Below are 14,779 nucleotides of genomic sequence, written 5' to 3'. Positions count from 1 at the left end.
GGATAAAACAGAGGCAAAATAGAATAAATTTTAGAGTAAAAACAACAAAGCCCGCCGTAGCGGGCTTTGTTGTTTTTTAAAGACTATAACCGATCATTATCAGTTCTTAATAACTTCAAAGTTTTGTATTTGACCATCTGTTCCCGTGATTTTTACCACGTATGCACCATTTGTCCAGTTGTCTGTACTAATGGTCTTCGTTGTTTCGGTAATTGTTGCCGAATAAATGCACACGCCAGCAGTATTATAAACAGCAATTATTTTTTTGCCGGTCATTCCTGTAATGGTGAGCACATTATGTGTAGGGTTAGGATACAAGGAGATTTTTTCCTTTGTATTGAGCGTGGAGGCTTGCGTATTTGCTATCCTTGCTGTTGATCCAACCGTTAAAACTACGATGTTGGAAACAACCTTGCAGGCACCATTGGTGACCTTGAGACGCCACTGCCGGCCACTTTGCGTGGAGGCATTCACTGCTTTCGTGAGCGTTTGTGTGGTAGACCCTGAAACAGCACCATCAGACCAGGAGCCATCGGCTTCGTTGTACCAACTGTATCCCTGATTGGTTTCCCATTGATAGGTATTGCCAGTACCGGCAGCTATTGCACTGAAAGTGGCAGTACTGCCAATGGATGCTGTTGCTGAAACAGGTTGTGTAGTGATGGCAGTACCTGCAACGGTAAGCGTTACGGTATTAGAAGTAAGCGCACTACAAGTTCCATTGTTAACCAGGAGCCGCCACTGCCGGCCATTTTGCGTAGAAGTATTCACTACTTTCGTCAGGGTTGGTGTAGTTGAACCTGTGACGTCCCCATCAGACTTGGGACCATCGGTTTCATTAATCCAGCTGCCACCCTGGTAGGTTTGCCATTGGTAAGTATTACCAGCCCCAGATGTAGCAGCACTAAAGACAGCATTGTTGCCCATGCAAACTGTTGCAGACACCGGCTGTGATGTGATAGCAGCCCCTGTTACGGTGAGTGTTGCCGGATTGGAAAGGATGGTGCCGCAGGCAGGATTGGTCACTTTCAACTGCCATTGCTGACCGTTATTAGTAGCACCATTCACTGTTTTCACCAGTGTTGTGGTAGCAGAACCTGTAACAGCACCATTGGGCCAGTTGCCATCACCTTCATTATACCAGCCACCACCGCTATTTGTCAGCCACTGATAGGTATTACCTGTTCCTGACACGGTGGTACTAAAGGTAGCATTGTTACCAAGACAGGTGGTTGTTGAAAGTGGTTGTTTCGTGATCGTTATACAGGAAGACGAGACACTCACATTGTCGACAACAGCAGTTGCGAGTTGGGTATTATCATGATTGGTAATAGCAACACCGATTCTTACGGCAGCATTCATTGCTATGTTAATAGTGCTAACTGAGTCCCAGTTGATTCCATTGGGCGAGCTGTAACCAGTGAACTGGCTACCTGACCGTACAAGTTTAATCCAATATGGTGTAGGGGCAGTTGTAGCCCCACTTGTGTATGAAGAATAGCTACCGGTAGGCGTTCTGTACTGAAAAGTAACGCCATTACCTGGCGTTATTGCAATGAATACATTTTGACTGTTAGCATTGTTGGTTTCCCGGATCATCACACCAGCTTTTGCCCAGACATTGGTACCATTAAAGCTTGCAACTCTTGCGATAATTTGTCCGTTACCGTTCAGCGCAGTGTCATTGAACCGGAACTGATCTGAAGTATTCCATATATCGGTACCAGATGCCTTCACCGTGAAACGGTTTAAGCTGGAATTATAACAGGTCGATCCAGCTATTGCCGGGCCTCCAATGTCTTCCGATGTCCAGCCTGGAGCAGTGCTTTGACAGCAAATGGCAGGATCATAAGTGATAAAATTGGTAAGTTTGTGCGTACTGGTCCCATATTGGTCTGTAACGGTTAATTCAACGTCATAACTACCTGCCGAAGCACCAGCATAGTTGACCAACGGTGTTTCTGAGGTAGAAGTAGATGGCGTACCTCCGGGGAATTTCCAGGAATAGGTGGCGCCAGTGCCTCCATTGCTCACTACACTGTAATCCCGGAATTGTACCGTTGGAGACTGGCAACTGGGATTTTTTGTACTGGCAGATATTTGTGCTTTCGTGGAGGAATGTTCGTAGAGATCATGATCCCAGGCCCCCCTGGTGGTACCGATCAATAATTTTCCTTTATAATAATTGATAAACAGGTTATGTACCTCCAGCATCGGTAGTCCTGTACCTAGTTTCTGCCAGTCGGCCATGCTATTATTCCGATAGAAAACACCTGATTTATTTCCTACATAAACACCACCGTTGGTACCCCGCTGAAAAATTATTTTAAAAATAGGATATGAGCCAAGCGTAGCTGTAGTGAGGTTAGTATAACTCGCACCACCATCTGTTGAATGTAGCACTTTGCAGGTGCCCTGCACGCCCGAATAAGTTACCCATATCTCATCAGGATTCGTATCGCTCACTGCCACATCACTGATGTTTGTTACACCCGATCCGGTTACTGATGTACTGGGCGTGATTTCTGTCCAGTTTACGCCACCGTTGGAAGTTTTCCATAAATGGTTATTGGAAGGGGAAACGATACAATAAATGCGATTGGTATCTTTCATACAGATTTTTTCGCTCATTAACCTGTCGTTGAAAGTATACACCACCTTGAGCGTAAGGCCATTGTCGTCGCTTCTGATCAGGGATTTCCGCCAGATTTGCCTTGTGGCAACAGGAGTATCTTCCGGGAAGTCGCCTGCAGTGTGGCTTTCGATCGTATTAAACAAATGTGGATGATAGGTCAGGTTATTGATCCAGTCTTCTCTGCCAGGATCCACCTGGGTAGGAGTAGATGTAAATGTGCCCATCCCTGTTCTTGATACTAAAGAGGTCCCATATCCCCTGGTGATTACATGAATACTGTCGAGCGGGTTCACATCCGTGTTTTGCTGATCAGCTCCGAATACAGTGTACCAGCCTCCATTCCCGACATAGTCGCGAATAGTAAGAGGACCGTGGTTACAGCCGGCAGCCAGAATATCAGACTTAAAGGAAGCACCAAAACCCCAGAGTTCAATATTTGAAATGCCTCCGGAAACATTATAAAAAGTGGCGCCTTTGTCGTTCGACACTACGGTTTCCCCATCATTTCCCACCATGACTTTGCCATTAACAATATGTATCGACCTGATATCGAAGTGCATCGGGTTGGATGTAGCAAAAGTTTGCCCGTTATCTGTTGAGTAATGGACATTTGTTTCGCCATAGGTACCATAAATAATGTTATTGGAATTATTGATATCCATTGCTATGGCGTCAGCTCCTGAATTATTGACCATATTTTTCCGCAGGAGCGTTGTAGCTCCATTGCTCACATCCGTTTGATATAACTGCATATAGTTATAACCACAGTTTAAAAAAGCAAAAACAGCAGATGTGTTATCTGTTGCCGTCGCAATTTTTATGAACTTTAAGTTTTGGTATTGGCTCGGAATGTCTGTAGGAATATTAATTGTTGTCAATTTTGTAAAGGAGGCTCCTTTATTAGTGGAGGCATAAATGGCAGCCGTGGTGCCGTCCCATGCTGCATCTATAAAGAAAACACGGTTTTGGTCATTATTACTCCATTCCAGGATCCCACCGGTATTATTGACATAGCCATCTGCATTAATGGTATTCAGGGAAGATAAAATGGAAGTCCATGTGGTACCACCATCCGTTGACCGGTATAATGAATTACCCCAGCGAGCCACAACAATATTGGGATCGGAAGGAGACACTGCCACATCGACTCCCTGCCCTGAAGAATAAGTGGTACTATTAAGTCCGGTTACCGCCCAGGTATAACCTCCGTCGGTGGACTTGATGACGGCGGATTTTGAAATGGCATATACGATGTTTGTGTTGACGGGGCAAACAACAATATCAAAATAAGGGTTATCAGGCATATTGCCATCTACGAGATGCCATACAATGCCACCATTAGAGGATACCCAAAGGCCACCGGTCTGAAAACTGATGAACATTTTTTGCAGATTGGTGGGGTCTATCCGCACACAATAGGAGAATCCTCCCTTTACACCGGCCCCCCCACCTGGCAATGTTTGGTTACGCGGGCCGATCATACGCCAGTCTCCCGCCATCGTGTCTGTAACATTTGAAGTAGGGACAATACCTGCACGAAGACCCAGGTAGTTAAAGGCAGGAGGAGCCTGTACCCTCCCCTTACTATCCAGGTAATAAATACTTTTCCGGAACCATTCTTCGCCCGTTTCCCTGGGGCCTTCCCCCTGCGGATGCCGCTCCATATACCTGTCAAATTTCTTCCGGATACTGAAATAGTTGGCATGTGGCTTTTGCATTAATTTATACCATTGGGTATTTTTAAATTCCTGGTCAAGCTGCTCATTTTCTTCGGCTTCATGACTGGTCTGCACCTTTTGTTGGGAATGGGCAAATTGAAATACTCCAACGCATAGCGCTGTAAGGATAGTTTTTTTGATCATAAGGGTACAAATTCTTAGGGTTGTGGAAATAGATTGATTGATAAAATACCAGCCTTAAACCGGCGTAAGCATATGGCTGACAGGGTTTGTTAATACGATGTAATACAATATACTCTCAAGAAGGGTCAATCCTGAGAAAGCTGGCCTACATCGTTCACTGTGAATTCTTTGTGTGCAATCGAGTTTGTCATAGTTTTAATTGTATTTAGATAAATATTCACTGTTTCGTGCTCCCATGCAAAATATTGATACTGATAAACTGAGGTAGAGAATGAACAGACAAGAAGGGGCTTGTCAGTACTTTCTTTTGCAATGATTTATTATCGCGCTCTAGATGTGGAAATCAAAGACTGACAAGCCTTTTTAAGGAATGTCAGTAGATTAAGGAATAACGGGTTTAACTTATCAGATTCCCTACTGGAAAATACTATTTTTTTCCCATTCTTATTCGGTTCCTGCTTATTTTTTTTATAGGCGCCTAACTGCACACGATTTTCGAAACAATGCTCCCTGTATCATAAGCTGATTGGCTTCATTTATTTATGATTGCTCAGTTACTTCAAATTTCAATCCCATGTTGATTTCTTAGCCTCACTTCCTCTTCTGTTCTGGGTAACAATTTGTCCAACATTTCTACTGCTCCTGCCTGCACTTCTTCTATGAATGGTCGAAGGGTTTTGTTGTATGATTCAAAAGCTAATTCAAAATTTCCATTGTGTTGTTCAAAAGCGTCTGCCAATGATTTTGCGCCGATTATCGCTAACGCACCACCCATACCTGCCGCCGGCGAAGCACAATAGCCTGCATCGCCTACCAACGCTACTCGCCCTTTTGTCCACGAAGGCATTTTTATCTGGCAAAATTTGTCGAAGAAGAATGATTTGGCGTTTATAAGTTCTCCCAATAATTCTTTGGTCCGCCAACCAACATTTTCAAATTGCGTTAAAATCATTTGCTTTTGTTGCTGCTGATTGCGAAAATCATAAGGAATCTCTGCTTCGGGACGGAAAGTAAAAATAATGTCGGTTTTATGATTGTAAGCGTACAACGCAACGCCTTTATTGGGTTCTGCAAACATTTGGTAAGTGCCTTCTTCCACCAATAATTTGTTTGAAATGGCAATAGAAAAATACTGACCCAAAAAATGGGCATATTCCGTTTCGTGTCCAAACCAGATTTTTCTCACCACAGAATGTATACCATCACAACCAATCACCAAATCATAGACCTGCAGTGAGCTATCTTTAAACGTAACTTCGATATTATCTTTTGTTTCGTTTAATGCTGTAATGCTGTTATTGAAAACAAATTCAACATCTTTTTTTACGAGGTCAAAAAGCATATTGAGCAACAAATCTCTCTCTATTTCAAATTCATTGTCGGGTAATTTCTCTAACAAAACTGAATATTCGGTAACATTGCCGGCATTTTTGAACTCCCATTTTTCAGGCCCAATTCTATTGGCTTTTATTTGTTCAAAAAGCCCCATCCGTTTAACAATATCAATGGTCTGGCCTTTTATATCAACAGGCGTGCCGCCCATTTTGAGGTGACTGCCAATTTCCACAACAGTTACTTTGCAACCCAATTTACTGAGCCAATAAGCCGTTGTCAGACCTGCAAAGCTTGCACCCGATACAAGTATTTTCTTAGTTTGTTCCATTCTCCGTTCGTTTAAATTTTATGCTGCAAAATTCGTGTGTATGATAAAAACGGAAAAAGACTAATCGGGGTAAGTATTGGATTAATCGTGCCTTTTGTTTCGGAAATTCAGTGCAGACATACCTGTCCTTTTAGAAAAAAGTCTTGAAAAATAAGGATAATCGTCATACCCCAATTCAAAAGCAATTTCTTTCACTGATTTGTCGGTATGGTAAAGCAGACGTTTGGCTTCCAGGATAATCCGTTCCTGAATATGCTGTGAAACAGCTGTTCCTGTTGTGTTCTTTACGCTTTCGTTTAAGTAATGAGTTGAAATATTTAGCTGCTTTGCGTATTCGGTTGGTCGCTTAATTGTGTAATAATTTTTTTCTAATAACTGCCGGAATGATTTTGTGATTAGCTCAGCCCTTGAAAGTTTATTTGAAGGTTTTTCCCGACTTAAAAACGCCGAAATAATCAATGCCACCAACGCATTGCAACTATCATTTAAAAGTAGATGGTGTAACTTGTTATGGGTTTGCTTTGAAAATTTGAAGCAAAGCGAAAAGGTTTCAAAAATTTCGCTATAAGTTTCTTTCGTCAAGGCCAATGGCTTTGCAGGCAAAAGTTCTTCCAAAAATGTAAGGTAGTCCGGGTTTAGGTTTTCATTTTTAATAGCCAGAGAACAAACCGTCATGTTTGTGAAATCCAAAATCCGATGCACCTGATTAGGATGCATATACACAACATATGGAGCACTGATTGTATATTGTTGAAAATCTATTTCAATAATGACAGTTCCTTTTTCAAGGATATGAAATGTGTGTCCTTCGTCCCTATGTGATTGCGTTGCTTCTTTGTATTGTTCTGCCGCCTTAAAGTCAGATTTTTTAATGCTGATTTTATCAATAGCAATACCTCGACTGAGATTGTCGGCCATTGAATTTAAGGGTATGCTATTGTCGTTTTTAGACATTATCAATAACTGTATCTTACATTATCACACATTTAGGAATGAATTTAATGTTTTTTTTGTAAAGCCTTATGCAAGATGATTTTTGAAGACAAAAATACCAATTAAATCCCTAGTTATAATTCCCTTAAGCCAAATTCCACCTCTCAAAGCCAAAGCCTACCACTTTTGTAAAGGCTCTTACCTACTGCTATAATTTTATTGAGATGCAACTGTACGGAAATTATTTGCCCGATACTTCTTTGGCGGCCTGAATAATGACAGCTGCTACTTTCTGCGGCTTGACTAGCTTTCTTTGCATGTATCTATACGCCGTTGCAAGAAATTACGTTCCATAGGATTGCGTGCCAACGAAAGTGCTGTGGAGAAGTGCGTTTTCGCAACCGGGTAATTTCCCCGACGGAGTTCAAGTTCACCAAGTGTAGCCGGGTAAAACGGGTAAGAAGAAAGGCGATGAAGGTCATGGATAACGCGTATCTCCTGCAATCCCCGTTCTGGGCCATCCAATTGTGCGATGGCAATCGCACGGTTAAGTGCAATGACTGGAGAAGGATGGATAGCCATAAGCATATCATAAAGCGATACTATCTGTTTCCAATCAGTATCTTCGCTTCTGGCGGCACTAGTATGCGTTGAAGCAATAGCCGCTTCAATATGATATTTCGTCAGTTCTGTACCAGATGCAGAAAGGTTAAGAAGCGCTTGTCCTTCAGCTATGAGGTGATGATTCCATAAAGACCGATTCTGTTCAAAGAACGAAACAAGATTACCCGAACCATCTAAACGAGTTGGCAGACGGGCCGCGTTGAGATACATCAAGGCAGCAAGCGCATATGATTGGGGGGTTACTAAAGCAGGTTGTTCGATGAGTAAATTCATAAGCAGCATGGCTTCCTGACAAAGGTCCATGCGCACTGCCGTCTCAGGTGAGGATCCATGATACCCTTCGTTGAAAAGCAAATATAATGCTTGCAGAACGGAGGAAAGCCTGGAGGGAAAATCCGCATCGGCGAGATCAAAAAGCTTCGTGGATTCCGCCAATATTTTCTTTGCCCGGGTGATGCGTTTTTCAATAGCGGCATGACTGCTTACGAAGGCATGTGCAATCTCCTTTACATGGAATCCGCATAATATGTGCAATATAAGTGCAATCTGAGCCTCTTCAGAGAGGCGGGGATGGCAGCAGGAAAACATCATACGTAGCTGGGAATCTTTCACAGCGTACGCACTAAACGCCTCCTCTACCGTCGGAACCAACGTCCATTCCGATTCAAGAAACCGCGTTAGTTCCAACTCAGACACTCTAGCCGTGCGCTCCCGGCGCAAGATATCCAAGGCACGGTTCTTGGCAGTCGTCATCAGCCATGCGGAAGGATTTTTCGGCAGACCGCGTAACTTCCACGTTTCCATCGCACGGCAGAAGGCGTCCTGAGTGACGTCTTCTGCCAATGCGATATTACGGACTCCGAAAAGCCGGGTAAGCGTGGCAACAATTCTTCCGAATTCATGCCGAAAAAAATGTTCCTCAATATTCATCACCTAATTCTAACTGTCCGATTGGACGTACTTCTATAGAACCGCCATCCTCGAAAATAGGGCATTCCAGGGAAAACTCCACAGCCTGTTCGATATCCCTGGCCACAATGATACTATAACCTCCCACCACATCTTTAGCTTCGGCATAGGGGCCGTCGATAACCTGCTTTTTTGTGCCTTTAATTACCTTGCCCACCGGTTGCAAAGGCTCTCCGAGTGATTTCACATGGCCTTTATCATTGAGATCCTTAAGCCAGGCCATCCATTTGGCGGTTTTCGTCTGCATTTCCTCAGGAGATGCGGGTAGTTCGTAACCTCGATAGAAATATACAAATTCAGTCATAATAGTTTTCTTTATGTTGATGTTTATATCACTTAGTTTTTTGTCAGCCGATACTAGTCGTCCAGGGCTCCCATGGTCAGATTGACGGTCGTTCCCATCATCCCGCTTGCCTTGTCGGAAGCCACAAAGGCTGCTACATTAGCCATCTCTGCGAGTGTCATGAAGCGTTTGGGATGGTTCATGCCTGCAAGATAACCTGCGAACTGTTCCCAGGTTACGTCCGCTGTCTTAGCCCTCCATTCAAATATTTCCCTTATTGTTTCTGTCTCCGGCATGCCGTGCGGCTGCAGACAGACCACCCGGATGCCCTGAGGTGCGAGTTCAACCGACAGGTATCGGGTAAGCGCCTCCTTGGCAGCCTGTGACGGACCATAACCTCCGTTTGGCGTACCTATTCTTGCGGGGGGCGCAGTAACGGTCATGATCACCCCGGATTTATTCGGGAGCATGCGTCTTGCCGCTAAACGCGCAGTCAGAAAGTATGATGTGGTATAGCTCGTGATCGGCATGGAGAATTGTTTAAGATCCATATCGACCAGCGATGCCCCCAGGTACTTGGTTGGCGAGTTCCCCATCGCATTGAACGAAATATCGATACGGCCTGCCTTAGCCACTACAGACTGCAGATGCTTATCTATAGCCTGCTCATCAAGGGCATCAACTTCCGCTGCCCTGGCATCGCCGCCAGCAGACACGATGTCCTTGGCAACCGCTTCCACAGGCGCCAAGCGATGCCCGGTAAGAAAAAGCCTGGCTCCTTCGCGTGCGAAAGCACGGGCAACAGCGCCGCCGATCTCGCCGCCTGCCCCATAGATCACTGCAATTTTGTCTTTTAATTCATTCATAATTTTTCTTTTTTATGCTGAGAAATTACACGTGAATCTTTCACGCTGCATAACTAAGACGTTTGGAGTTAACGTTTCCGGACATTTTATTTTGATTATTTTATTTGGTGGTTTAGTCATTACATTTGCCACCTTCGTTCAGCGTTCCACAGGCAGCGGTCAGCGACCAATTTCATCTCTAATAATTATCCATATGCTTATCCTCTTCGCGGAATAGCTGCCAGATTTCATCCTTCAAAAAGAAAACATGGGGTCTCACTTTATACCGCTTTAACTTATCTGCCCTTACCCAACCAGTTTTCTAATATAGCATTGAATATTTTTCTGAAGATGATCGTAAATTGCAGTCCGGAAAACCGCTCTATACACCATAATTTTTCGCTTTTTCAGGTTAATGATATAAGTTGGTATGCGATGGAAACGGCTCATAAGTTTCTATTTATCAGGTCTCTTAATTTGGGATCGCCTGGGCGGGGGGCATCATCGTCAATTATTTTTCCATCATTACTCATGAGTATATAGCGGGGAATAGTCCTAATTTGGTGTTTTTTCACGAATGGAGACTGGAAGTTACCTGTCACGAGAAAGCTGTTGCCACTATTCATAAAATCATAGTCGCCAGCGGCTGCTTCCCATTGCGTGGCACTACCATCCAGTGAAAAGAACAGGAAGGAGATATCTTTTCCGGCGAACTCCCGCTGTAATTTTACTGAAAAGGGCATTTCCTTTTTGCACGGGACACACCAATTAGCCCAGCAGTCAATATAAATAAGCTTCTTTTGCCTGCTGATCAGCGAATCAAAATCAGCCATCTTACTCTGCATCGTGAATAATTGCTGAACAGCAGCTGATAATGTTTTTTCCTTAGCCAGGTACTCGAAGTTTTTTTGGATAATTGTTTTGTAGAGTGTATCTGTACAAAACAGTTTAAAGGAATCAACATACATTGGGTATTCGCTATCCTCTTTATTCTTATGGTTATTCAGGATCTGGTACAGTAAAAAATTATTTACCTGTGACGAGCCTGTAAAGTTTTTTGCAACTGCAAACTGCCGTGCCAGTGATGATGTACCTTTTTTCGGATCGGTACCTAAAAAACGGTTATCATATACTAATGCGCCCTGAAAGGAATATAAGCGTAACATAGATGAATCATCGAAAGTACGTTGATATTGACGCATTGTATCTGCATACCAGGCAGGCATATTTTTAAGGTCAAAGTTCGGATAATAAAAAGGTATGAGTCTTTTGCCTATAAAATCGTAATTGATATACGCATGCAAAAATCTATATCCTTCTTCAGATAGTTTGTTTGCCTTTCTGTAATCTTCTATTTTTTCATGCCGTTTATTCTTTAAGGCAAGCAAGAAAGAATCCAGTGGTCTGCTATATTGCCTGCTCTGATATAAATATTTCGTCGCATTTTTATTTAACGACAGTTCAAATCTCATTGTTGCCTCTTCTACTTCTCTTAATGCGTTGCATTCAAATGCCTTCAGCCTGTCGGCACATTGAAAAGTGATATCTACTTCCCCTTTTCTGATTTCGGCGGTATAAATATATCCCGGAAAGAAAAGATAAGGTGTATGAGTCTTATTTGAATTGTAAATAACAAAGGGTACTTTTGTATTAACTGTTATCGTAAAAGAGGAGTCCCGTGATACATTGTCCAATAACAGCTCTTTAAACTGAACAATATTCTGTGGATATGAAAAAAACAACCGGCTTCCTTTACTCAATTTGAAAGTAATGGTGGCTTTACCGGGATCATTAATTGGCGCAGCCGGTTTTACGGAAAAACCCGCAAGCGAATTAGCCAGAATCGTGCTAACCAAACAGAATAAACGCAAAAAAAATTTCATAAATAAAAAAATTCCCAATTGTACTGTTGCAATGAACCCCATTTTTCAAGCATAAAATATAGCAGCACTACGATCAAAAAACTGCTCCATTTTCCAGAATCAGTTTCTCAAATCAACAAAATTTGCTGGTGGGGCAATACCAACTTGCACTGGACATGAAGTGCAACACCAGTGGGTATGGTTGGCAGTAGCATATGCCTGTGCCTCCGACGAGCTGTAACCATTGAGTGTGCCGCCATCAGAACTTAAATCTTTTTTATGCATTGTACCATCTAATTATAAAGATCTATTATCAACAACATGCATATCTTCCATTAAATCCGGTCCTTTATTCGGCCCGTTCAGCGATACCTAAAATCAAGTGAAGTTTCTCTTTAACCTCAACATCCAGATTCTCCGCTGGAAAATACTTTAGTAATACATGATAATCTGTTTTTCTCACAAGATTAGCTGACCAATCCCAAATGCCATAGTACCAAGACTTGTAAGCACGTCGTTTTCCCGGCATTATTAGGTCCGATAGAAACCGCTCTTTCTCCTAGCTCTACTTCAGCAAATTCTATTCTTTTGAAACTAGCTATTGAGATTTTGAAATCATACTCTAACAATTTTTTTTGGGCATAAATGAACATTAAGATAACGATAAATACACCGCGAACAAAAAGAAAATGAGTTCAGATTCAAATGCCACCTTTGTCTTTATTTTTCCCCCAGAGATCAATAGCAAAACATATAAAGTACACCTCAATATTCATTATTAAAGTGTATGGGGCTTATTTTGAATTGAGAGAAGAAACCTTGGAATCATGCCATATGAGAGTTGAGTAAATCACAATCCTTTAAAAAAAATCTTACCTTGTTAAAGGCAGGTCAACCCAAATAAAACTAAGTAACCACGAATCGCAATTTCGCACTTTGATAGACTAACAAATAGACCAAAAACAAAAAACCCGCGCTAGGCGCAGGTTTCCCGTTTCTCCAGTGATCCCCTTGGGACTCGAACCCAAGACCCATACATTAAAAGTGTATTGCTCTACCAACTGAGCTAGGGAATCCGCTACCACCTTGATTATTAAGGGGATGCAAAAATAAGAATTATCCCATCACTACCAAATTTTTTTCAAGAAAAAATAAAAATAACCTCAGCGACTATATGAAAAAACACCTTTACCTCGTCACTGTAGCCATGACCCTCTATGCTTGCAGCTCCGAAAAAAGATACGCGTATACTTACTCCCGCCGCGCCGACGGCGTGCTGGAAACACACGAACGCGTAGAAGAAGGCGGCTTTAACATTCCCTGGAAAGTCAAAAAGAAAAAGCAGGCCGTTCACCCCAGCATGGCCTTTGTAGAATCGGTAAAAGAATACCGGCGCACTTTTCAGCACTTTCCGCAGGATATGTGGAACCTCGAAAATATGAACGACCGCAGCAGGAATGCATTTAAAATCATGAAAGAAATGGGGTTCAATGAGTTGAGCATCGACTCCTTTGTGGTAGCATTCATGCATAAACCGGTGTATAACCAGAAACTGGGGCATACCACGCTCGGCGGACAAGATGTTACCGGTAAATTTATTTTCACCTACAACCATGCGGACTCTTCTTTCAGCTATATCAGGAAACTGAATTAATTAATGTTCGTAATGCAGTAAGATCCGGATCACTGCGTTGAGGCAATACCAGCGTATATACCATATTGCCCGCTATATGGCTGACAGCTTTATACTGCATGAAATGAGCAAAGGTGGAAAAAAGAAACCCCTCCTGCATCTGCAGCGTGCTGATCTCAAATAACGCCAGGTCGGTGGTGAGCCCTGTTTTTAATACCTTGGAAAGCGCTTCCCTGGCGCTCCATAACAACAACCCGCTTTCATAGTGTGTAAAAGGCAACGATGCTATCAAGTCCGCTTCACGTGGAGCCAGCGCAGGCAGTTCATGGTCCGGCCTTATCTCTTCTATATCTACCGCCATCGGGTGCCATTCAGGATATACCACAGCAATAGCCTGTGGACCGCTATGCGAAATGCTTACCTGTACATTGCTGTGGCCGGGACAGTCCAGCACCGGCTGTCCGAATACACCGGGGCGGATACGAATTAGCGGCGCAGCTACCTCGGTAAAATGAGAAGCCGCCAGCTTTGCAGCATGGCGGCCCAATAGATATTGACGCCGGGCAACACCGGCTAAGGTAGTATGTTCATCGGCATGGAGAAAATAATCCTGCCCTGCCTCCAGCTCCTGCGGCGCCACCGCGGATATGGCTACCGATACAGGGAAAGACTGCCCCTTGCGGGTCACTATTACAGGCAAACAACTACTATTCGTCCATTCCTTCATGGCGTTGGTCTCCTTTGTCGGTTTTACTGCTGTTAGCCACCATCGCACTGATCGTATTGATCTCCTCTTTGGTGAAATAACGCCATTTGCCTGGCGCCAGGTCTTTAACAGTGAAGTTCATGATACGGATCCGCTTCAGCGCTACCACCTCATACCCCAGCACTTCACACATACGGCGTATCTGGCGATTGAGCCCTTGCGTTAGAATGATACGGAAACGGTTGGCCCCCTCCTGCTGTACAAAACACTTCTGCGTTACAACTCCCAGGATCTTCACCCCGCTACGCATAGCTTTCACAAACTCCAGGTCTATCGGTTTATCTACCGTTACAATATACTCCTTCTCATGCTGGTTGCCTGCTCTCAGTATTTTGTTCACAATATCGCCATCGTTGGTCAGGAAAATCAGTCCTTCCGAACGCTTGTCCAGCCGCCCTATCGGAAAAATCCGCGACGGGTAGTTGACATAGTCGATGATATTGGTCTTGTCCTTCAGATCCGTGGTACAGGTGATGCCCTTAGGCTTGTTGAGCGCAATATACACGGTAGATTTCTTCTTCTTCAACGGCTCCCCGTCTACTTCTACCACATCGCCATCCTTCACGCGGTTGCCTTTAGATGCAATGTTATCATTGATCGTCACCCTACCCTGTTCTATATATTTATCAGCCTCTCTCCGGCTGCAAAAGCCGGTTTCGCTGATATATTTATTTACGCTGATATCCATAATACCCTTAAAATCT

At 43.4% G+C, this 14,779-nt stretch carries 10 protein-coding genes and 1 tRNA gene; 1 reads left to right on the top strand and 10 read right to left on the bottom strand.

Annotated elements, in window-relative coordinates; genetic code table 11:
* Positions 1-99 precede the first annotated feature (99 nt).
* From FHW36_RS16020 to FHW36_RS15985, 8 genes are all read right to left on the bottom strand, one after another.
* Positions 100-4,497: a T9SS type A sorting domain-containing protein gene (locus tag FHW36_RS16020; RefSeq protein ID WP_145670576.1), complete on the bottom strand. Its 4,398-nt coding sequence runs from the start codon at positions 4,495-4,497 to the stop codon at positions 100-102.
* Positions 4,498-5,056: 559 nt separating this feature from the next.
* Entirely contained in the window at positions 5,057-6,160 is a 1,104-nt protein-coding gene (locus tag FHW36_RS16015) for an FAD-dependent monooxygenase (RefSeq protein ID WP_145670575.1), read from the bottom strand.
* A gap of 81 nt (positions 6,161-6,241) precedes the next feature.
* Positions 6,242-7,078 (bottom strand): AraC family transcriptional regulator, encoded by an 837-nt coding sequence (locus FHW36_RS16010; protein WP_145670574.1) that lies wholly within the window; start codon positions 7,076-7,078, stop codon positions 6,242-6,244.
* A gap of 318 nt (positions 7,079-7,396) precedes the next feature.
* Positions 7,397-8,647, bottom strand: coding sequence for an RNA polymerase sigma factor (locus FHW36_RS16005; protein WP_222429092.1), 1,251 nt, complete (start codon positions 8,645-8,647; stop codon positions 7,397-7,399).
* Positions 8,637-8,990: a YciI family protein gene (locus tag FHW36_RS16000; protein ID WP_145670573.1), complete on the bottom strand. Its 354-nt coding sequence runs from the start codon at positions 8,988-8,990 to the stop codon at positions 8,637-8,639. The genes FHW36_RS16005 and FHW36_RS16000 overlap by 11 nt, the downstream gene beginning before the upstream one ends.
* Positions 8,991-9,043: 53 nt before the next feature.
* A complete protein-coding gene (locus tag FHW36_RS15995; protein WP_145670572.1) occupies positions 9,044-9,835 on the bottom strand; it encodes an SDR family NAD(P)-dependent oxidoreductase in 792 nt (263 codons plus the stop codon).
* A 425-nt stretch (positions 9,836-10,260) separates the two neighbouring features.
* Positions 10,261-11,697, bottom strand: a complete 1,437-nt coding sequence (locus tag FHW36_RS15990; RefSeq protein ID WP_186452478.1) for a TlpA family protein disulfide reductase — start codon at positions 11,695-11,697, stop codon at positions 10,261-10,263.
* Positions 11,698-12,679: 982 nt separating this feature from the next.
* Positions 12,680-12,752, bottom strand: a tRNA-Lys gene (locus FHW36_RS15985).
* 98 nt (positions 12,753-12,850) lie between these two features.
* Between FHW36_RS15985 and FHW36_RS15980 the strand changes: the two genes are divergently transcribed.
* Complete coding sequence (locus tag FHW36_RS15980) at positions 12,851-13,330, top strand: hypothetical protein (RefSeq protein ID WP_145670570.1); 480 nt, start codon at positions 12,851-12,853, stop codon at positions 13,328-13,330.
* Here the strand turns inward: FHW36_RS15980 and FHW36_RS15975 are convergent.
* On the bottom strand, positions 13,314-14,036 hold the full coding sequence (locus FHW36_RS15975) for a 4'-phosphopantetheinyl transferase family protein (protein ID WP_145670569.1): 723 nt from the start codon (positions 14,034-14,036) through the stop codon (positions 13,314-13,316). The genes FHW36_RS15980 and FHW36_RS15975 overlap by 17 nt on opposite strands.
* Positions 14,017-14,763 carry a 23S rRNA pseudouridine(2604) synthase RluF gene (gene rluF / locus FHW36_RS15970; RefSeq protein WP_145670568.1) on the bottom strand — a complete coding sequence of 249 codons (747 nt, stop codon included), beginning with the start codon at positions 14,761-14,763 and terminating at the stop codon, positions 14,017-14,019. The genes FHW36_RS15975 and rluF overlap by 20 nt, the downstream gene beginning before the upstream one ends.
* Positions 14,764-14,779 lie beyond the last annotated feature (16 nt).

Source organism: Chitinophaga polysaccharea (assembly GCF_007829335.1).
Classification (GTDB): domain Bacteria; phylum Bacteroidota; class Bacteroidia; order Chitinophagales; family Chitinophagaceae; genus Chitinophaga; species Chitinophaga polysaccharea_B.
The sequence above is the reverse complement of the archived record's forward strand: the minus strand, read 5'-3'. Positions and strand labels throughout refer to the sequence as shown.